We start from the raw sequence: 21,176 nt of genomic DNA on the forward strand, positions 1-21,176 counted from the left end.
ATTCACAATTTACAATAGTCAATTAAAAAAAACAATTATGAAAAAATCAATCGTATCTGCATTCTTTTTACTATTAACATCTGGTTTTATAAATTCACAGTCGGCCGTTATCCTGGATAAAGCACAAATAAATTTTCCAGTTCAGGATAAATTATCCGCAGTTGTTTTTATTCCAATTGAAACGTTTTCAATAGATGCAAAAGATCATCTTGAAGAAACAAATTGGGACTTTGATTATTATAATGTAACAAAAGAACAGATTCGGATTCTGTGCAGGTCACTTTTCTTAGAAGCAAAATTTGAAGCTATACAAAGCGACTCTAGTAATGCTTCCTCTTATACATTAAGTTTCGGTATGGAGGGCACAACGACAGGAAAAATAAGTACTGCCTATAGCGATGTTACAACAAATCTAGAGTTGACCTGGAAGTTGGCGTCCAACAAAGATTCAAAAATACTTTTTAGAGAGAAAATTACCGGATCATTTACTAACAAAATTGGTAATTTATTTAATGGGAAGAAAAATGCAAGAAAAAGAATGGAAGGAGCACTAACTGATGCTTTTCTTAAATCATATACTTTATTATATACAAAGATTAGTGAAATTCAAAAACAAGAATGATCTATAATTATACTTCACAACGGCAATAACGAGAATTTTTAAACCGTCATTATTTCTTTATCTTTTAGTTCCACAATTTTATCAATTTTGGAACTATAATCGTTGACAGAATTTTGAATTTCTTGTTCTTTACGTTTTGCAATATCTTCAGCAAGTCCGTTTTTTTGTTCCTTTTTAATAGTGTCAAGTATTTTATGTCGGGTTGCTCGCACACTTACTTTGGCTTCTTCACCATAATGTTTGATTTGTTTGACATATTCTTTTCTTCGTTCTTCTGTTAAAGGTGGAATGGAGATGCGTATTAATTCTCCGTCGTTTTGTGGAGTAAGTCCTAAATTGGATGCAAAGATTGCTTGTTCAATGTCTCCAATAATTTTCTTTTCCCAAGGTTGAATTGCAATGGTACGGGAATCAGACAAACTGAGATTTGCAACTTGAGTAATGGGTACCGGGGAGCCATAATAATTAACCAAAATTCCATCTAAAACAGAAGTAGATGCCTTTCCAGTTCTGACTTTTGATAATTCTTTATGTAAATGATCGATCGCTCGGTCAAAATCTTCTTTTGCTTTTTTAAATTGTAATTCTAGTTCTGCCGACATAAAAGCCTTATTAATAGTTATATATAATACAGTTTACGCTAAATTAGTCCCTGTTGATCCCTACGTAGCGCAAAACTAAATAAATCAGCATAACTAATGAAGATAAAGCTGCAGATACATAAGTGAGTCCTGCCCAGGTAAGTGCATCTTTTGCCCCATCATATTCAGCACCAGAAACAATTCCCCGTTCATTAATCCAGACTAATGCACGTTTAGAAGCATCAAATTCGACAGGTAATGTGATAAAACTAAATAAAGTGGTGACTGCAAAAACGATAATCGTGATCAATAATAAAGAAGGAAAGGTATTTGCTAACATAAATGCAGCAATCAATAAAAACTGCTGAGCCATGGAAGCAACCTTTACGACGGGCACCAATCGGGACCTTAATTGTAACATAGCGTAGGCAGTATCATGTTGAACAGCATGTCCGCATTCATGAGCAGCAACCGCTGCAGAAGCAACACTTCTTCCATGATAAACATCGTGACTTAGGTTTACCGTTTTGTCTAAAGGATTATAATGATCACTTAAAAAACCATTGGATTCCAATACCTTGACTTCATGGATACCGTAATAATTTAACATTTCTTCTGCTATTTCCTTACCCGATTTATTAGAGCGAAGACCCATCAAAGAATAGGTTTTAAACTTAGACTGTAAACGGTTTGAAACAAACATCCCAATCAGCGATAAAACAATCGTGAGTATATAGTAAATCATGTAATCTGCATTAAATATCATAGTAATAGTTTTTGTAAATAAGACTAACAGTAAAAATGGAAAAGAGATTCAAAAATAGGAATTAAAATTTTCTTAAAAAATAGTAAAGTTTAATTTGAAAAAAACAGGGATTCAACTATTTAAAGACTTCTGGATTGGAAAAAACGAGTTTCCTTGATGAATTCAAAACCAGTATAAGGTCTGAGTGCTTCCGGAATGCGGATACCTTCCGGAGTTTGATGGTTTTCAAGTAAAGCGGCTACAATACGCGCTAAGGCAAGTGCACTTCCATTTAAAGTGTGCGTAAATGCAGAATCCCCTTTTTCATTTTTAAAACGAAGTTTTAAACGGTTTGCCTGGAAACTTTCAAAATTAGAAACCGAACTGACTTCCAACCATCGTTGTTGTGCGGCGGAATACACTTCAAAATCATAGGTCATCGCTGCTGTAAAGCCCATGTCACCACCACATAATCGGAGGATTCTATAAGGGAGTTCTAATTTCAGGAGCAAGCTTTCAACGTGTTGGATCATTTCATCGAGCACGGCATACGAATTGTCGGGATGCTCAATTCTAACTAATTCAACTTTGTCAAACTGATGTACTCGGTTTAAGCCTTTCACATGTGCACCATACGAACCCGCTTCCCGCCTAAAGCAAGGGGTATATGCACAAAGTTTAAAAGAGAAATCCTGGGATTTTAAAAGGATATCTCTATAAATATTAGTAACCGGTACTTCCGCTGTTGGAATTAGGTATAGATTATCTTTTTCAGCAAAATACATCTGCCCTTCTTTATCTGGCAATTGGCCAGTTGCCCGAGCAGAATCGGCATTGACTAAAAGGGGTGCTTGAATTTCTTCATATCCAGCTTTGGAAGCTTCATCCAGGAAAAAATTAATTAAAGCGCGCTGCAATTTAGCACCTTGATTCCTGTATAATATGAATCCGGAACCTGCAATTTTTACGCCTAGTTCCATATCAAAAAGATCGTATTTTTTAGCCAACTCCCAATGAGGCAGTGCATCTTTTGGCAATTCAGGAAGTGCTTGAACCCAAGGTTTATAAACCAGATTGTCTTCAGCGGATGTTCCTTCAGGTACCAAATGAAATGGAATATTTGGAAGCTGAATCAGTTTTTCTTCAAGTTGGACTTTAGCCAAAGCTAGCTGATCTTCCAGTATCTTATTTTGTTCCTTTAAATCTGCAACGCCTTGTTTTAAGGCTTCTGCAGCCGATACTTGCCCTGATTTAAACAAATCACCAATCTCTTTAGCCAATTGGTTTAATTTCGCTAAATTATCATCGACAAGACCTTGGGTGGCTTTCCGGGTGTCATCTAAGGCAATTATTTCCGGAACCAGGGAAATGAGATCTTTTGATAAATTTCGTTTCTTGTAACCTTCAATAACCCTTTCGGTTTCATTTCTTAGAATCCTGAGTTCTACCATATTATAAATCTTCTGTTGGGCAATGTTACATCAAGAACTGGAAATTTTTAAAAAAAAGATGAAAAATCAATTTGAGATATCATATATTTGCATGGCAAAACCGAATGGTTTTCAAATCTATCGCATCTCCAGAGTTTTTCCTGTTAGTCTATTTCAAATAAATATTCAGATCTAATTTGATATATAGATTGACTGAAACTCTGAAAATCGAACCGTATTAGAACCCGTTTTTATTTCAAATCTTTAATTTTTGACCCTTTTTCCATCCGTCCAATTTTAGTTTATGTACGATATTTTGCAATTAAATGATATGCTGGTTCCAGAACTTAGGGAATTAGCTGAAAAGAATGGCGTAGTAAATCCTAAAAAACTTAGTAAACAGGATTTAATCTATAAAATTTTAGATCAGCAAGCTCTAAATAAAAGCTCAGAAACTGCTGATGAAACCAAAGAAGGAGCGCCTAATGTAGGAGATAAAACACCTGCTTATGATATTTTGGAAGATGAAAATAACGTGCGACATCGCCGAAGACGAGTCGTTAAAGCTGCAGATCAGAATGAAGAAGCAGAGCTGGTTCAAGATTCAAAAATAGAAAAAATGGAGGCTGAAGCTCCAATCACAGAAGCTGAAGTAATACCAGAAGTGGTTGCAGAAACTTCAGAAAAAATTGCAGAAATGCCACAAGAAGATACACGTCAAAGGTTTCAACCAAGAGATCGCAGACAAAGTGGAGGTGATTTTAGACCAAATCCAAACCCGAATAGAAGATATAATCCAAATCAAAACCCAAATCAGAATCCGAATTCAAACCAAAATCTAAATCCAAACCCGAATCCAAATCGGGAACCTGGAAATCAAGAGGAAAGAACAGAAACACCAGGACAAGAAGTGGAAGAAAATTTCGAACAACCAAGACGTCCGGAACCTTTATTTATTGTTGAATTAGAAGGGGTTATTGAAGGTGCAGGTGTTTTAGAAATGATGCCGGATGGTTACGGTTTTTTAAGAAGTTCGGATTACAATTATCTTTCTTCTCCTGATGATATTTATGTGTCGCCATCTCAAATAAAATTATTTGGATTAAAAACCGGAGATACCGTTGTCGGACCAATTCGCCCACCAAAAGAAGGAGAAAAATATTTTGCTTTATTAAAAGTTTCAAGAATCAATGGATTAGAGCCTGCTATGATCCGGGATCGGGTACCTTTTGATTATTTGACACCATTGTTTCCAAATGAGAAATTTAAATTGACTACGAGTCCTGCAGGTAGAGATTATGGAAACCGAATGATCGATTTATTTACACCCATCGGTAAAGGACAGAGGGGATTGATTGTTGCACAACCGAAAACCGGAAAAACCTTCTTATTAAAAGATATTGCCAATGCAATTTCTACAAATCATCCGGAATGTTTTTTATTGATTTTATTAATTGATGAAAGGCCAGAAGAGGTTACAGATATGAGGAGAAGCGTGAATGCAGAAGTGATTGCTTCGACTTTTGATGAACCAGCTGATAATCATGTACGCGTTGCAAATATCGTCTTAGAGAAAGCAAAGCGAATGGTAGAATGTGGACATGACGTAGTCATTCTGTTGGATTCCATTACCCGTTTAGCCAGAGCATATAATACAGTAGCTCCATCTTCAGGTAAAGTATTATCAGGAGGGGTGGAAGCAAATGCTTTACAAAAACCAAAGAAATTTTTTGGAGCTGCCCGGAAAATTGAAAATGGAGGATCCCTTACTATTATAGCGACTGCTTTAATTGATACGGGTTCCAAAATGGATGGGGTTATCTTCGAAGAATTTAAAGGTACTGGTAATATGGAATTACAACTCGACAGAACCTTATCCAATAAACGTTTATATCCATCCATTGATCTAACGAAATCCAGTACCAGAAGGGAAGACTTACTTTTAGATGATCAAATCATCCAGAAAATGTTTGTATTGAGAAATCATTTGGCTGATATGAAACCTGAGGAAGCCGTAGAATTTGTGAAAAAGCATATGGTAGGTACTACTACTAATGAAGAGTTCTTGATTTCTATGAATAGTCGATAATCCTTTGAAAATTAAAAAGCAAAAGATTTTGAATAAATAAAATAAAATGTATCTTTGCAGTCCTTTTTAATAAGGCATTGAAAATCATCTTGTTATGAAACGTACCTTTCAACCTTCCAGAAGAAAAAGAGCCAACAAACATGGCTTTAGATCCCGTATGAAAAGCAAAAATGGAAGAAAAATTCTTGCTCGCAGAAGATCTAGAGGCAGACTTCGTTTGAGCGTTTCAGATGAAGGCGTAAGCAAATAGGCCATTTTTCGCTGAAATGTGAGCCCTAATAATAAATTTCCAGCCAGGCTCCGGATTAAATCCAGAAAACAAATTGAACTCCTTTTTGAGAACAAGCTATCTTTATTTGCCCATCCATTTCTATTAAAGTATCATTTTACTAAATTGGAAGGAGATCAATTAGCAGCTCCAAAATTTGCAGTTTCCGTTCCTAAGAGAGCTTTTAAAAAAGCACATGATCGCAATTTATTGAAACGGCGTATTCGCGAGGCATACAGACTACATTGGAAATTGTATTTACCTGAAATGAGTAACTATGAGGCTTTATTCATGTTTATTTATATAGGAAAAACTATTGCCGATTATCAGGAGATCGAGCACGGACTTATTCAGGTTTTTAAGAAGTTAGAAAAGTTAAATGATGGAACTTGAATCCAAGGAATCTTTATTGTTTTAAATGTGCCAGGCTTTGTAAAAATTAATTATTCAGAAATTTTAGAATCTAATTCTAAACGTTAAACTATTTAGAACATTTTATTCTTGGCCCTGATTCTTTTAGATGCGTTCCTTTTTATTTGCCTTTACCAGCCACTAAACGTATGCCATCTACTTCCAATTGAATACTCCGTTTTTTATATAAATCGCCAATTGCTTTTTTAAATGTTTTTTTACTAATACCTAATTGATCATAAATTAAATCTGCCTCACTCTTATCGGTGAGTGCTAAAAATCCATTATTATTTGTTAATTTTTCTAAGATCATTTGTGCGATATCTGGTATTTTTTGATGTCCACTACTTTGCAGACTTAAATCAATTTTTCCATCCGGGCGAATTTTTTTAATATAGCCAGTACATTTCATCCCAACATCAAGCCTGGTAAATACTTCATCTTTATACAAAATACCAGTATAGGTATTATTGATTATTGCTTTATAACCTAATTCTGTAATATGGTAAATAAGTAAATTGACTTGTTCATTAATGTCGAGATTGGGTATGCTCGTATTAAAATACTTATCTATTTTATTCGAAGCAAATATCCGGTCTGATTCAGGATCCACCAGTACATAGACTACATACCAACGACCTTCTTCCATATCTTTTCGTTGTTCGCGAAAAGGGACCATCAAATCCTTATTTACACCCCATTCTAAAAAAGCACCAACATTATTTACAGAGTTACATTTCATAAATGCAAATTCTCCAACTTGGGCTAAAGGAATTTCGGTAGTTCCGATAATTCGATCTTCAGAATCAAAATAGATAAAAGCATCTATATCATCGTTAGGCATAGCATCTATAGGAACATAACGCTTAGGCATGAGAATTTCACCGTAGCTACCACCATCTAAGTAAATTCCAAAATCTACTTTTTTAACGATTCGCAATGTATTAAACTTGCCTATTTGTATCATATAGCAAAGATGGTGTCTTTTTTTATTAGTTTCGAATGAATGCGGGTGTTTTTATAGGATAATACCTATTTGCAATTTAGTTGCTCGATTCGTTTATACTAAATAGAAATGAAAAAGAATGCCTTTTTCTTTATTTATAAGAGGTGAAAATTATTTTTATTCCAATTCTAAATTTTAATTCAAAGCAACAAATCTGAGTTATTGTAAAACAATTGAACAAATTTTAAAACTATTTTAAGCAGGATATTCATTGCATAGATTTGAAATCAATTAATTTTTTAAATTGTTTTCTATTATAATTTTTGGTTTCCTTCAAATAGATCAAGGCGTTTAGACATTGATTTTAATTAAAAAATAATTTAGAGTTTAATTCCCGGTGCTCTTTATTCGATCCACCATATTATACAACCATGTTTTTTCTATTAATCGGTTATCAGCCCGGATGTCGATGAGCCATTTTTCTTGTTCTGTTTTAGTAAGTTGGCGAGTAGAAAATAGTCGATTTGCAGTATTTAAAAAGTTGGTATAATATTCCCGATGATATCCAAGTTTTTTAGATCGTTTAATTAAATTTCTGGTAGCCTGAATTTGATTATGCATCAATTCATCCTCCTTGATTTCATAATAAATTTTAATCATTTCAACCCGTGCATTTAATTCGATGAGTGGATCTTTAAATACACTGGTATTTAATAAATAAAGAGCCTTTGAATATTCTTTTTGTTCTTTGTAAATTTTAGCAAGGTTAAAGCTATAGATGGTATTTCGCTCTTTTGGATTTACAAGATTTTTGTATTCTTCCAATAATTTTATTGCTAATTTTAAATCATCCATTCGAATACAAAGGGCAATAATGTTTTTATAAGTTAAGGAGCTCATCACCCCGTAATCCAACAACCAACCAGATTTTACACAATGTTGAAATAGTTCCAGTGTTTGTTTAAAAAAACTTGTATTATTTTGGTTGATCTTACGGATACAATAATTTAATGCAGTAAGATAAATTTCCCGGCCCCTTTCGAAATCAAAATCAACTTCATATTGCTGAATCCTCTTTAAGTATTCCACAAAATATTCTTCTTTTTCTGGATGTTGATACATTTTTAAAGCCAGCAGGTAAATTTGTACTTCCGGATATTTTGACCAATTCTTGGATTCGGCATATTCTACCCAGGAGTTAATTAATGGATATTCTAAAGTGGTGGCACCAATGGATTCATGGGAAAGTTGTTCAAGATAGATTCGTAAGCGTTTAAGCATAGATGAAATTTCAAGAATTTCAGAGCTTTCGGCAAAATCAAAATAACTAAAACGATTTTTAAAAGATTCATAAGACAAGAGCTCCATATCTACCTGATACCTCAATTCGAATAGGTCGGGATTCCATTCCTTTTTATTTAGGATTTGTTGTCTGAAAGCAGTTGCTTGATTTTCAAAAAGATTAATATGTTTTGCTTTGCGCAGAAACCGAATAAAGGAGAGTTCGCGTTCTAATTCTGAGTTTTGTTTTTCTTCAACATAAATATAGTTTTTCAAATGTTTTAAGAGCTCAGAGAATAGCAAGCGCAGTTTAACATCTTCAAAAGTTAGTTTTGGATAGAGAAATTGAAACAAGTTATTTTTCAATTCTTCTATATCCTCATCGATCATTTCATCTATTTTTTCAAGGCTTTTTAGTAGTTTAGGCTTGGTATTAAATAAAGGAGATGCTAAATATTTCTTAAAACCTTGTTTTTGACGAGGGATTAGTGTTAAATAAAGATCAATGAATTGAGGATTTTTCATAATATATACTACAATATAAAATTATAATATGTTGATAGTCACATATATAAAATTATTTATTACAAATTACAAGCTACAAATTACAAATTTTTTATTTCCCAAGCGGTTATTAGCGAAATACATTTGTATTGTAAAATTAAGGCCAGAGCCATGAATAGATTTATCAGAAACGGAATGCTAGCCTTTGTAACCCTCTTTTGGGTCTTAGGTTTTGTATCATCCGTCCAAGCACAAAATGCAGTTACCATGTACCTGGTAGATCAGGGATGGGTAGGAGATACCAATATTATTGAATTGCGTTGTACGCAATTTCAGAACATATCGGCTATGCAGTTTTCATTAAAAGAAGAAAATAATCTTGGCCGTTTTATTTCCATGGATCAAATAAATATACCAAATTTTTCAGTTGGCAGTAATACTTTTTACAATACCAGTAACAGTACCTTAACGGTAACCTGGGATGTTCCGTTTATATTTGGTTTAAGCATTCCAGACGGACAAGTGTTATTCCGTTTTAGATGGCAATCGAATCCAGCTTTAAAGCATTGTTATAAAATGGTGGAATCTCCAACTCCGGTTGAAATTATTGATGCCGCTACAAACACACTCAATGTTAAATTATTTTCTTCTTGTGATCCATTTCTTGCGATCCCAAGTTTTTTCAATGCATACTATGATATTAATAAGTCCTGTACCTATGAAACCCAGGAACCCATTTTTTCGCACTATACTATAATTGATAGTTTCAATAATCAGGTATTTATTTATAAAAATCCGCAGCAATTATTTTATTCAAAATCAGAATTTGGATTGCATCATTTTTCTGTAATTCCTGAAACGCCTGTTTGGTCGGCATGCAATCAGAATCAAATCCAGTTAATCGATTCTACTACTAAGTTTTTAAGTTTTAATTATGGTATTCAATCTATTATTTCATGCCCTCTGTTACAGGTAGAAATTCAAACCCCTGTGGTGCGAAGGTGTATAGATTACCAGTATTACATACAGTATAGCAATAAAGGTACGATCCCGGAATTAAATACAAAAATAAGGATTAAGTTAGATCCTTATATGCAATTTATTAGTTCCAGTATCCCGGTTTCTTTAGTTCAATTGCCCTATGTTGAATTTAATGTTGGAAATTTGGATGTGTTTCAATCTGGTAATTTTTCAATTACTGTAAATATTGATTGTGCTACTACACAAGTTGGCCAAACGCATTGTGTTTCAGCTGAAATTTTACCAAAATATGATTGTTTTACATCTCCAAATTGGTCTGGTGCCAGTATTAAATTGGATGCTCGTTGTGAGAATGGGAAAGCAAAATTCAGGATTCAAAATACAGGCGCGCAGAATATGTTAGAATCTACACAGTATTGGATTGTAGAAGACGATATTATGCCTGGATTAAAAAAGGATATAAAATTAAATGCGGGACAATTTCAGGATTTTGAATATCCTGCAAATGGAACCTGTTATCGTTTGATAGCAGATCAGGTAAAAAATCACCCAGGCCATTCCCAACCGACACTTGCCTTAGAAGCCTGTGGAAGAAATACTTCTGGTACATTTAGTACCGGCTATTTTTTAATGTTTGCAGAAGATGAAGAAGATCCCAATATTGCCATTGACTGCCAGGCTTCCAGAGGTTCATTTGATCCAAATGATAAAATTGGTATGCCATTAGGTTATGGTCCTGAACAATTTGTGGATTTACAAAGATCCATTGATTATAAAATTCGATTCCAGAATACTGGAAATGACACTGCGTTTAGAGTTGTAATTGTTGATACTTTGAGTGAATGGATGGATTTAAGAAGTTTAAAGATTCTGGATGCATCTCATCCTTTTAGTTTTAGTTTGATAAATCGGGTATTGAGCTTCCGCTTTGACCCGATTTATCTTCCTTACAAATCCATTGATGAAGAAAAATCAAATGGTTATGTAAATTATTCAATTCAAAGTAAAGTAAATGCACCCTTGAAATCAAAAATTCTAAATGAAGCCTCTATTTATTTTGATTTTAATGCGCCGATCCTTACAAATACCACCATACACACACTGGCCAAAGATTTTATTATAGTATCTGTAGAGCCAGCCGATCCTGAAAACACGATTGTGAACATTTATCCAAATCCGGGGACCGATTTTATTACGATAGAATCTGAACACCTGTCTCCGGAAAAGGATTTCATACTTTATGATCTTTTAGGTCATGAAGTTATGCATCAAAAATTATTTGAAAAATTTAGTAAGATTAAGCTTTCTAAATATTTAAAATCCGGAATTTATTTGATAAAAATTGTGGATTCAAAAAATACCATCTTTAATAGCAGAATTGAGATCTGCACTAAAAATTAAGGGCTGGCAAAGAACGCTTACGCTGTGCCTGTAAACCTTGTGACGAGGTAAGATTTCTAATCCCGGTATTTCGAATTTGGAGTATCGGGATTTTGTTTGGAGCAGTGCTTAGAGATAGTTTGTGAATGTTTTTAATTGAATTGTAATAAACATTCCGAATTGAATGTACGCAGAAATAAATTGGAGGTTTTTATATTAAATGTTAGTTTGGATTTGAATTGGAGTTATCTTATAATATTGGAATTTTAATTATGAATACTTTAGTTTTTATTATTAACAAATAAATTTTTGTAAACTATAATTAATGCTATTTGGAAATAAATAGAACATTCTGAAAAGCATCTATTTTTCAAAGCTGTATGTATTGAACTATGGGAATTCCTACATATTGTGAACGGAGCCGGTCGATTTAACTATTGACCGGTTTTTTAATTTTATGGAATTGAGTTTTGAAAAGTGTTTTGAAAATTTGTAAAGGATAAAATTAAATTCATAGTCATTAATAGGTCCCTAATGAACCCCCAACCCCTTAAAGGGGGATTTAATTTTTACTTTATTTTTTTGATCCTTTTTACTAGAAAAGTGTGAGTAGTTAAAATTTAACCCAGGAGTAAAAATTTGAATTTATTACAAATCAAAAGCCCCCTGCCTACCGCAGGCAGGCTTTCAAGGGGAATGGGGTTCAGATGCACATGGGCTGGGAATTAGACTTCATTTAGAATTGCTTATTCTAATTTTTGAATTTGGACCACTCCTCAACTTTTTATCCTGACCCATTTAATTTCTTTTAGCTATTAAATAAATGGAGAATATAAAAACTATTTTTTAGTTTTCCTACCCTATCGAATTCAATACCTATAATTTTTGTATCAGTAACTTTTGAGTCCAGCTACCTACTTTAGTTTTGAGTTGAATCATATATACTCCATTTTCAAGTTTAGGAGTTTTTATTGTTAGAATATGTTGTCCTTGAAGATACATTTGCTTATCAACCAAACAAACAATGGATTTACCCATAAGATCTAATAAATTTATTTGAATTTGTTGATCCCCATTCAAAACAAATGGAATATTTAATTCGTCCGTAACCGGATTTGGAAATATAGGATTTAATTCTGTTTTGATATTTACATTGGAAGCACCATAACCCGTAATATCTTCATCCGCTAATAAAATACTTTCATCTCCTGCTTGATAAAGCACATACGATAAAGGAAGATAAAACATTTCATCTTTGGTACTTTCACCCCAGGTTATTGCTCTGGGCGGAGAATATGGATTCACTGGATTATCAACGGTATTGTCGTATGTTGCAAATGCATGGATTTCTGAACCAGTCGGTAATACAATTAACTTTTGAAAATAATAACCTCCTTGCCAATTAAAATCCCAATCTCCAATTTTTATTAATGGAATTTTAGTGCCATTTGGTAATAAAGCATACACTTCCCAATCTTTCCCAAGCATATGGCAATGTGGCCAAATTCCTAAAAGACTTACTTGCGTTGGAATTTTATAGACCGCATGGAATTGTTTCACTGTATTTGCAGGTATGATAAAGGGTCCATTTACCAAATCTGTTGGCAATAGGATTTTGCTATAAACGGTTCTTTTGGAAGCTTGCTTTGCAAAAAATAAATTTACAGAAGAACTGTCCTCCTGATCAACTGAACTCGGTGCAAAATGCATTTGTAATACTAAGTCAGAACCTTTTGGTATTTTTTGAGACATACCATTATTGTATTGATTTGGTTTTTGACCAGGCACATAACCTGGTAATTGTTCGCCAAAAGTTATAGCGGATCCTCCTGAATATCCATATTCCGGAGTTTTGGCATCTTCTGCGCGTGCTTTACCTGAATTATCAGCCCAAAATAAAGTATGGTGTACAATCTTTGGGTTACCAGGTCTCATTTCGAGTGCTACAAGTTCTTTATCTTCAGTCAAATTGGTGGGGAGGACAAAATATCTATATTCATCATAACCCGTCCCAAGATGTGTGTACTTTTGAGTAAAAGACACTACCAAATCCGGAGTCCCAATTTGAGAACCTTTGGGAAAATTAGGAAAAGCAGGTTCTTTTGAAACATCTCCACGCGGCATTCCAGCATCTACCCATTTTCCAATATCTGAAATTTCTTCATCAGACAGGAAATTTTCATGTTGAAAATTTCGATAGCCAGGGTCTGGTTTCCAGGGTGGCATGTATCTTATTTCTGTTACATATTTAATGGAAGCTGCCCGATCCTTAACTTCTTCGTAATTCGTTAAAGGAAAAGGACCTATTTCGCCGGGTCGATGGCAATTGCTACAATGCGTATAAATAAGACTCGCAATTTTATCAGAATAATTTTGCGATTGTAAAGTAAATGTAAAGATTAAAACAAGCAATAAAAGGTAAAAATATTTCATATTATTTTGCATTTCGAATACTAAGGTAAGGCTATAAAATTACAATTTTTATAATCGGGTTAAATAACAACCGAAGGCTTCTGTTTTTCTTGGTAGGATCGTTTCTGCTTTTTGAATTTTAAGCAAACAATCTCTCAGATCATATTCAGTAGCTTTTGATCGTCTTTTACCTATGGCTGCAAATAGATTATCAATCCGACCCTGATAGATAATTTTGTCTGTTTTCTCTGCGTATACGACAACTTCTGGCATCACGGTAATATCAAATTTTTTGGCCATCAACTGTTGCGCGTCCAACATGCAATCCATTCCCGGTTTATATATCCTAACAAATTCATTTACAAGTGTTTGCTCTGAGGATGGATTTGGAAAGTAGGCTTTAAAGTGAATACTATCACATTCAAACTCCTTTATTAATTTCCGGATTTCCGGAATATATGCTTTGCTTATTTTACAATCCTCTAACAAAAAGAAATAAACCTTAAATGGGCTCTGACCATAAAGTTTTATAAATATCGACAAGGATACAATGATAAAAGCTAAAATCCGGATCATGAAATGGTAATCATCTAGTTTAGACTTATGATATTATTTAAAGTTTAATTTAGAAAAGCCGGAATTCTTTATTGTTTTGAAAACTTCAATATATAAGTAAAAATCAAAGGATCCCTTTTTAATACAAAGTATCCTGGAAGTTCCTATTTTTAATTTACAAATGAAGATCCCAAAAAAATGGATACCTTAAAATTAATCAAAGATAATTTTAACTAAATTCAACTTTCCATTATTTTCACTGGGTACTAATACACTTTGAGCATCTAATTCGATTGCATCTTTAAAGCGTAAATTCAAATTTTTATAACTCGTATTTAGGATACTCTTTCGAATATGATCACCATTTGGTTTTAATAAATATTCTGAAACTGTTCCTTCCGAACTGATCGCATCATTAAATAATATTCGCAAAATAGCATTTGTGCGGAAAATAAAAAACGAACTAAATAAACCCTCGTCATCTTGAGAATATTGACGTTTATGAAGGACTCTGTCCCAATTCAATTTGCCATTTTTATCAAAAGAAGCAATTACAATATCATCAAAATAATAATCAAACCATTTTGATGCATACGCTCCTGTTGGATCTGAAGAACTAAAATAAGGACGTCTGCTTAATTCTTTTGTATTTTCATAAAAAATCAAACAGCCACTATCTTTGCTAAATTCAATTTGACGGGTATTCAATTCACTATTTGATAAAATCGATTTTTTACTATTTCCATTCCACTCTTTTAATAATTCAGTGCTAAATGGAACAAAGGCCGGTTCAGATAAACTATAATCTGGTTTCAAATAGCAAATTACATATCCTTTTGGCGTTTGATTATTTTTATCTGAATACAATCCGCCAATACTTAAATATTTTGTTACATCATCAATTTTCGCATAACCATTCATAAAATAGATATCTTCAAAAGGCAGGATGACATTCGGAAATTTAATTCCTAGTAAGTCAATTTTACTAACGATCGTTTGGTTTTTTTTCTTGCTGAATGTGGATTCATTGAGTCTTCCAAATACATAAATAATTCCTTCATTGCTAAGTTCTACTTCGTGAATACTGATATTATCATCTTTAGCAATTTTAGCCAGACTGATGGCATAGTAAACGGAGTCTTGAAGTCTATTATACAGGAGTAGATGTTTTTCATTATTCAAATCATTGAAGCCAATGGCAATCCAATTTTTATCAGTGGAATTCTGAATTTTTAAATTTTCATTTATAGAAACAGTAACACCTTCAAAAAGAGGCCGATGATTCAGAATTTCAGCTTGAGCATTATAGGTAATTTTATTTAAATTGTATTCTTCATCAGTTTTTGAAACATAAAAAATATCGATGTCATTTTGATTTTCGAAGAAATCCAGGAGTCTCCATTTTTTTCCTGGTAATTCAATATTTTTTTCTATACTCCATTCAAAATTTTGGAAAAGTGTTTGAAAACTAATTTTAAATGACTTATCTCTTAATAAAGAAAAGCTGCCATTTGGATGTGCAAGTACAAAATATGAAAAATCATTTTTGATAGATATATCGGGCGAGATTAAAATGGATTGTGTTGATAATCTCGTTAAGATGAAGAGTGAAAGGACTATAAAAGAAATTTTCTTGATAGGCATATTAAAAAATAAGCGATTATTTTCGCACATAATTACGAAGAACGAATGAAAGCTCAAAGAATTATTGAATGTGTACCCAATTTTAGTGAGGGTAGAAACGAATTAATTATTCAAGCCATTGCTTCCGAAATAGAACGAACGGAAGGTGTTAAACTATTGCATGTGGACCCAGGGAAATCGACCAATCGGACAGTAATTAGTTTCGCAGGTGAGCCAGAAGCTGTGATTGAAGCTGCTTTTAGGGCTATTTCAATGGCAGCTCAGAAGATCGATATGCGAACCCATCAAGGCGCTCATCCCAGGATGGGAGCTACCGATGTTTGTCCTTTAATACCAATTTCAGGAATCAGTATGGAAGAAACCATAGGATATGCCAAAAAATTAGCAGAACGCGTCGGGGATGCATTGGAAATACCTGTATACTTATATGAAGCTTCAGCTACTGTAGATGCCCGCAGAAATTTAGCCGATATTCGCAGTGGAGAATATGAAGGTTTTGAAGAAAAGATGAAGCTTCCGGAGTGGCAACCTGATTTTGGTCCTGTAAAATTTAATCAACAGGCAGGTGCTACGGTTATTGGTGCGCGGGATTTTTTAATTGCTTACAATGTAAATCTGAATACCAAATCTGTAAAACTGGCCAACGAAATTGCCTTTGATATTCGAGAAAATGGTCGCCCGGTAAAGGATTTAATTACCGGAAAATTAGTAAAAAATGAGGCTGGAGAAATAGTTCGAAGTCCGGGAAGCTGTAAAGCATTAAAAGCAATTGGATGGTATATTGAGGAATATGGATTGGCACAAGTTTCTATGAATCTTACCAATATGAATGAAACTCCATTGCATATTGCATTTGAAGCATGCAGAAAAGCTGCTGAAACCTATGGTTTGTTAGTAACCGGTTCAGAATTGGTAGGCTTGGTACCAAAGCGGGCATTGATTGAAGCGGGTCAATATTTTTTAAGAAAACAACAAAGATCATTGGGGATCAGTGAAAAAGAATGCATTCAATTGGCCATTCAATCTTTAGGATTAAATGCTTTATCTACATTTGATCCGCAGAAAAGAATTATAGAGTATATGCTAGAAGAAAAATCAACTAAACTTATAAATTTAAGCCTTCTTGACTTTGCAGAAGAAACGGCTTCGGAAAGCCCAGCTCCAGGAGGTGGCTCTGTATCGGCTGCTGTTGGAGCATTCGGCGCTTCTTTAGGAGCTATGGTGGCAAATTTGACTGCCCATAAAAAAGGTTATGAAGATCAATTTGAATTCTTTTCAGAAACCGCTTTAAAAACCCAAGCTAAAATCGCGGAATTATTATATTTAGTAGATGAAGATACAAAAGCTTTTAATGCGATTATGGATGCATTTCGATTGCCAAAATCAAGTCTTGAAGAAAAAGCAAATCGGAAGAAGGCGATTCGGAAAGCAAATCTTTATGCAATTGAAATTCCTTTAAAAACAATGGAAGTTGCAGCATCTTGTGTACCTTACATGAAGGCCATGGCGGAGCGCGGTAATCCAAATTCAATAAGCGATGCTGGTGTTGGTGCAATTTGTATTCAGGCTGCTGTATGCGGGGCTGGGTTAAATGTCCAGATAAATGCAGCTGGATTAGAAGATGGAGATAAAAAATCAAAATATTTGGAAAAGGCATTAAAAATTGAATTGGAAACGATTGCTGAAGTTCAAAAAATTCTCATTTATATTAAAAATAGCATTCAAACAAAATAAGTAGATTTAAACTTCTTAAACGAAAACAAACAAATGAATCAAACCACTAAAATTCAAACAAATTATGGGGCTTTAAGTACCCTAATAACGGTATTTTTTTTCTGGGGATTTATTGCATCCGGAAATGGTGTATTTATACCTTTTTGTAAAAATTATTTTAGCCTGGATCAATTTCAAAGTCAGTTAGTTGACTTTGCTTTTTATGGTGCCTATTATATTGGTGCGTTATTTTTATTCGTCTTTAGTGCATTTAAATCAAAAGATCTGGTTTCAAGCTGGGGATATAAAAAAAGTATTGTTTATGGATTGTTATTTTCATTGTTGGGTGCCATTGCCATGATTATTTCTGTTAAAACCGGATCAAAAGAAAACGGTTTTGTGTTTTTTCTGATTTCATTTTTCATTTTAGCCCTTGGTTTTTCATTACAACAAACTGCTGCCAATCCTTTTGCTATTACATTAGGCGATCCTTCTACAGGATCCCATCGGGTAAATTTAGGGGGAGGTATTAATTCCTTTGGCACAGCGATTGGCCCTATAGTAGTGGCACTTGCATTATTTGGCGCCACACATTACGATGATACAGCAATCCAATCTTTAAGTTTAGATCGGGTGACTGGTTTATATATGGGTGTCGGACTCTTATTTTTAATGGCGGCCTTATTGTTTGCTTTTTCTAAAAAAGTTCCGGATGGAATTAATCTTGCAGTCATTGAACCGGAACGCAAAGCAGTAATAACCATGGTTTTGATCACCATTGGATTAATTGCTTGCTTTGTGCCTGTATTTAATAGTTATCGAAATGTTTCTGATACCATTTCAGCGGAAGCATTGCAAGCTATCGAATGGAAACGAATGATCTGGTTGATTTTGGCTTTGTTAGTCGTTATCATTGGCTTATCCTATGCATATTTAAGATCGCGAAAAAACACAATAGGTTGGGGTGCGTTACAATATCCGCAATTGATTTTAGGGATGTTTGCCATTTTTGTATATGTAGGCGTGGAAGTGACCATCCAAAGTAATCTGGGTGGATTGCTTAAAACACCCGCGTATGGGAGTTTGCAGACTTCGGCTATTACACCTTATATTTCCATGTTTTGGGGTAGTTTAATGATCGGCAGATGGACTGGTGCAATTCCGGTTTTTAATCCGGGATCAACCTGGAAGCGTATCCTAATGATCCTAATACCCTTACTGGCATTCGGCATTGTAATTTTAGTCAATACGATAGCTGCTAAAGATATGAGTCCGTTATATTATTATGGATTTTGTGTAGTCGTTTTAATTTTTGCATTTTTTCTTGCTGGAGATAAACCCGTATTTACATTGATGCTGTTTAGTTCTTTAGCTATGGTGTCTATGATTATTGGATTAATGACAACAGGTACTATTTCTATCTATGCATTTCTTAGCGGTGGTTTGTTTTGTTCAATTATGTGGCCCTGTATTTTTTCTTTATCCATTGCTGGATTGGGTAAATATGAAACGCAAGGTGCAGCATTTTTGATTATGATGATTTTAGGAGGAGCTATCATTCCACCACTTCAAGGTAAATTAGCCGATCTGGCAAGTGTAGGTATTCATAAATCATATTGGATAACGGTTGTGTGTTTTGCTTATTTAACATTTTTCGCATGGGCTGTTAAATCTATTTTAAGAAAACAAGGAATTGATTATGATCAACAAATTAGCAGCAGCCATTCATAGGAAATTCATACCTTTAAGGCAATAAAATAGTTTATATGAAAATGATCGTTCGACTTTTTTTACTACTTACCTGTAGTTCTTTATTTGGTCAAAATCCGGTACAATCTTTAAAGGTAGCTAATAAAGACCTTTACAATCTATCAGATAGTTTACAAATGATTGAGCAATTATTAAGTAATGGCCGAATAGATACCGCAAGTTTTATAGAGCTGAATGCAGAAATTCTTAATCAATTAAGTGCTTTGGCATATTCAAATTTTGACAATTATGCACGTGCTGAATATTTTAATCCCGCAGAAAGTTCCGACCAAAGTATGGGCGAAAATACAGGTGAATTGTCATTTAATATGGATAGCATACCGGAAGAAAATCAAACTACGGAGATGCCAGAATTTACGCCTCCTTCAAATCCAATTAATTTAATTACCGGCGCAGGAAGAAGAACTAGTTTTAAATTGCGATATGGCTTATTTTGGAATGGCTTAGCAGAAAATAATACAGTAGCATCTGTAAGTTATCCAGAATTTAAAATTGGGAAATCATTTAATTGGTTTGGTGAGTTTGATATTTTATTACAAACCAAATTGGGTAAAAACAGAGGTCCATTTTCAATATATTATGGTATTGGCTTCGACCGTAGACATTTTACACAGGATGGAAAGGTACAAGTGCTCAGTTTGCAAAATGATTTACCAACTTTTAATTTGATTGATAGTATTGAAACCTCAACATTGCATATCGGGTATTTTAAATTTCCAGTAGGGTTGCAGTATAAAGGAAAATCATTTGTATTCAATGTTGGAGCTTATTTTGGTTTTTTAACGCAACATGAACAATCCTTAGAATACAAAACACCCTTAGGCGAAGAAGCAGAATTATTTTTGGATAAGAATTATAACTTTGAGAAAACAATGTATGGCGTGAGTGCATCGATTGGTTATAAAAGAGTTCATTTGGCATTTAATTATGATTTAAGTAAACTTTTTAAAAATTCTGATATCTATGATTACAATCCCTGGAGAGTTGGAATTATGATATTTTAGTTATTACAATTGGAATATCGAATGCGTATTAGATGCAATTTTAGAATTGTATTTCCAAAGTATATATAGTCATAGTACTTTTCTAAAGAATTTCGTTTTTTTTAATTTTCTTATTAATTTAGATCAGGAATTTCTTTCATCTGATTTTATGGATTGTTTTATTTATCCTTTTCAAGGAATCAAAATAAATAGAATGTAATTGAATGATTCATATCATTTGTTTTCATGATTCGGATCAACGTAATTGTGTTATTTAATTTGAAATCTTGTGGAAAATATGAATTTATGATTAAAGAAGTTGAAGGCGATATCTTATTAAGTAAAGCCGATGCGATAGCACATGGTGTTGCGCCAATGGATCATTTTGATAGCGGGCTTGCATTAAGTATGCGGGAGAACTATCCATCTATGTATAAGGATTTTAGGCATTTTTGTCAAACCTTTCATCCGAAGCCAGGTGAAGTATGGTATTGGCGAAGTGCAGATCAGCATAAAATTTTTAATTTGATGACACAAGAAGCGCCACAAAGCGCATCTGGCCATCCAGGCAAAGCCTCCGTTGTTTCTTTACGACATTGTTTAAAAAATCTTGTAAAACAACTTGAAGTTGAGCAAATAAAGAGTTTAGCAATTAGCAAATTATCAACAGGTGTTGGTGGATTAGATTGGAAAGAAGTTAGACCAATCCTTGAAGAAATTCTGGGTCCCATTGATATCCCTGTTTTTGTATACAGTACTTATAAAAAGGATTTTGCTGCAATTGAACTTTAATTTTTTGCAGTTTGATCATCATTTTTAAATAATTTGATAAGAATTCCAGGTTTATTTTAATAAAATCTG

Annotated in this window: 17 protein-coding genes; 9 read left to right on the forward strand and 8 right to left on the reverse strand. The window is 33.7% G+C overall.

Going from position 1 to position 21,176, the window contains the following annotated elements:
* Positions 1–37 precede the first annotated feature (37 nt).
* Complete coding sequence (locus tag IPO86_03660) at positions 38–622, forward strand: hypothetical protein (protein ID MBK9727196.1); 585 nt, start codon at positions 38–40, stop codon at positions 620–622.
* 38 nt (positions 623–660) lie between these two features.
* Here IPO86_03660 and frr read toward each other — a convergent pair whose 3' ends face one another.
* The 3 genes from frr to serS form a co-directional block, all read right to left on the reverse strand.
* A complete protein-coding gene (gene frr / locus IPO86_03665) occupies positions 661–1,224 on the reverse strand; it encodes a ribosome recycling factor (protein MBK9727197.1) in 564 nt (187 codons plus the stop codon).
* 43 nt (positions 1,225–1,267) lie between these two features.
* Positions 1,268–1,948 (reverse strand): zinc metallopeptidase, encoded by a 681-nt coding sequence (locus IPO86_03670; GenBank protein MBK9727198.1) that lies wholly within the window; start codon positions 1,946–1,948, stop codon positions 1,268–1,270.
* A 140-nt stretch (positions 1,949–2,088) separates the two neighbouring features.
* Complete coding sequence (serS, locus tag IPO86_03675; GenBank protein MBK9727199.1) at positions 2,089–3,399, reverse strand: serine--tRNA ligase; 1,311 nt, start codon at positions 3,397–3,399, stop codon at positions 2,089–2,091.
* A 283-nt stretch (positions 3,400–3,682) separates the two neighbouring features.
* On the opposite strand from serS, the gene rho reads away from it, so the two are divergent.
* From rho to rnpA, 3 genes are all read left to right on the forward strand, one after another.
* Entirely contained in the window at positions 3,683–5,467 is a 1,785-nt protein-coding gene (gene rho, locus IPO86_03680) for a transcription termination factor Rho (protein ID MBK9727200.1), read from the forward strand.
* Positions 5,468–5,561: 94 nt separating this feature from the next.
* Positions 5,562–5,717: a 50S ribosomal protein L34 gene (rpmH, locus tag IPO86_03685; protein ID MBK9727201.1), complete on the forward strand. Its 156-nt coding sequence runs from the start codon at positions 5,562–5,564 to the stop codon at positions 5,715–5,717.
* An 18-nt stretch (positions 5,718–5,735) separates the two neighbouring features.
* Positions 5,736–6,128 carry a ribonuclease P protein component gene (rnpA, locus tag IPO86_03690; GenBank protein ID MBK9727202.1) on the forward strand — a complete coding sequence of 131 codons (393 nt, stop codon included), beginning with the start codon at positions 5,736–5,738 and terminating at the stop codon, positions 6,126–6,128.
* A gap of 139 nt (positions 6,129–6,267) precedes the next feature.
* Here rnpA and IPO86_03695 read toward each other — a convergent pair whose 3' ends face one another.
* Positions 6,268–7,113 (reverse strand): GntR family transcriptional regulator, encoded by an 846-nt coding sequence (locus tag IPO86_03695; protein MBK9727203.1) that lies wholly within the window; start codon positions 7,111–7,113, stop codon positions 6,268–6,270.
* Positions 7,114–7,479: 366 nt separating this feature from the next.
* On the reverse strand, positions 7,480–8,898 hold the full coding sequence (locus tag IPO86_03700) for a hypothetical protein (protein MBK9727204.1): 1,419 nt from the start codon (positions 8,896–8,898) through the stop codon (positions 7,480–7,482).
* Positions 8,899–9,048: 150 nt separating this feature from the next.
* Between IPO86_03700 and IPO86_03705 the strand changes: the two genes are divergently transcribed.
* Entirely contained in the window at positions 9,049–11,259 is a 2,211-nt protein-coding gene (locus IPO86_03705) for a T9SS type A sorting domain-containing protein (protein ID MBK9727205.1), read from the forward strand.
* 855 nt (positions 11,260–12,114) lie between these two features.
* Here the strand turns inward: IPO86_03705 and IPO86_03710 are convergent.
* The 3 genes from IPO86_03710 to IPO86_03720 form a co-directional block, all read right to left on the reverse strand.
* Complete coding sequence (locus tag IPO86_03710; protein MBK9727206.1) at positions 12,115–13,671, reverse strand: T9SS type A sorting domain-containing protein; 1,557 nt, start codon at positions 13,669–13,671, stop codon at positions 12,115–12,117.
* 48 nt (positions 13,672–13,719) lie between these two features.
* On the reverse strand, positions 13,720–14,226 hold the full coding sequence (locus tag IPO86_03715; protein MBK9727207.1) for a hypothetical protein: 507 nt from the start codon (positions 14,224–14,226) through the stop codon (positions 13,720–13,722).
* Positions 14,227–14,418: 192 nt separating this feature from the next.
* Complete coding sequence (locus IPO86_03720; GenBank protein ID MBK9727208.1) at positions 14,419–15,849, reverse strand: hypothetical protein; 1,431 nt, start codon at positions 15,847–15,849, stop codon at positions 14,419–14,421.
* 45 nt (positions 15,850–15,894) lie between these two features.
* On the opposite strand from IPO86_03720, the gene ftcD reads away from it, so the two are divergent.
* The 4 genes from ftcD (at position 15,895) to IPO86_03740 (ending at position 21,107) form a co-directional block, all read left to right on the forward strand.
* A complete protein-coding gene (ftcD, locus tag IPO86_03725) occupies positions 15,895–17,583 on the forward strand; it encodes a glutamate formimidoyltransferase (protein ID MBK9727209.1) in 1,689 nt (562 codons plus the stop codon).
* A gap of 33 nt (positions 17,584–17,616) precedes the next feature.
* Positions 17,617–19,293: an MFS transporter gene (locus IPO86_03730; protein ID MBK9727210.1), complete on the forward strand. Its 1,677-nt coding sequence runs from the start codon at positions 17,617–17,619 to the stop codon at positions 19,291–19,293.
* Between the two features lie 35 nt (positions 19,294–19,328).
* Positions 19,329–20,336, forward strand: coding sequence for an outer membrane beta-barrel protein (locus IPO86_03735; GenBank protein MBK9727211.1), 1,008 nt, complete (start codon positions 19,329–19,331; stop codon positions 20,334–20,336).
* A gap of 285 nt (positions 20,337–20,621) precedes the next feature.
* Positions 20,622–21,107 carry a macro domain-containing protein gene (locus IPO86_03740; GenBank protein MBK9727212.1) on the forward strand — a complete coding sequence of 162 codons (486 nt, stop codon included), beginning with the start codon at positions 20,622–20,624 and terminating at the stop codon, positions 21,105–21,107.
* Positions 21,108–21,176 lie beyond the last annotated feature (69 nt).

This window comes from Saprospiraceae bacterium, assembly GCA_016717265.1.
In the GTDB taxonomy this organism is placed as follows: Bacteria; Bacteroidota; Bacteroidia; order Chitinophagales; family Saprospiraceae; genus Vicinibacter.

Coding starts and splice junctions, on each gene's coding strand:
- ftcD (MBK9727209.1), top strand. CDS start 15,895: ATGAAAGCTCAAAGAATTATTGAATGTGTACCCAATTTTAGTGAGGGT.
- IPO86_03670 (MBK9727198.1), bottom strand. CDS start 1,948: ATGATTTACTATATACTCACGATTGTTTTATCGCTGATTGGGATGTTT.
- IPO86_03740 (MBK9727212.1), top strand. CDS start 20,622: ATGATTAAAGAAGTTGAAGGCGATATCTTATTAAGTAAAGCCGATGCG.
- IPO86_03735 (MBK9727211.1), top strand. CDS start 19,329: ATGAAAATGATCGTTCGACTTTTTTTACTACTTACCTGTAGTTCTTTA.
- serS (MBK9727199.1), bottom strand. CDS start 3,399: ATGGTAGAACTCAGGATTCTAAGAAATGAAACCGAAAGGGTTATTGAA.
- IPO86_03660 (MBK9727196.1), top strand. CDS start 38: ATGAAAAAATCAATCGTATCTGCATTCTTTTTACTATTAACATCTGGT.
- IPO86_03730 (MBK9727210.1), top strand. CDS start 17,617: ATGAATCAAACCACTAAAATTCAAACAAATTATGGGGCTTTAAGTACC.
- IPO86_03695 (MBK9727203.1), bottom strand. CDS start 7,113: ATGATACAAATAGGCAAGTTTAATACATTGCGAATCGTTAAAAAAGTA.
- IPO86_03705 (MBK9727205.1), top strand. CDS start 9,049: ATGAATAGATTTATCAGAAACGGAATGCTAGCCTTTGTAACCCTCTTT.
- IPO86_03700 (MBK9727204.1), bottom strand. CDS start 8,898: ATGAAAAATCCTCAATTCATTGATCTTTATTTAACACTAATCCCTCGT.
- IPO86_03715 (MBK9727207.1), bottom strand. CDS start 14,226: ATGATCCGGATTTTAGCTTTTATCATTGTATCCTTGTCGATATTTATA.
- IPO86_03720 (MBK9727208.1), bottom strand. CDS start 15,849: ATGCCTATCAAGAAAATTTCTTTTATAGTCCTTTCACTCTTCATCTTA.
- rpmH (MBK9727201.1), top strand. CDS start 5,562: ATGAAACGTACCTTTCAACCTTCCAGAAGAAAAAGAGCCAACAAACAT.
- frr (MBK9727197.1), bottom strand. CDS start 1,224: ATGTCGGCAGAACTAGAATTACAATTTAAAAAAGCAAAAGAAGATTTT.
- IPO86_03710 (MBK9727206.1), bottom strand. CDS start 13,671: ATGAAATATTTTTACCTTTTATTGCTTGTTTTAATCTTTACATTTACT.
- rho (MBK9727200.1), top strand. CDS start 3,683: ATGTACGATATTTTGCAATTAAATGATATGCTGGTTCCAGAACTTAGG.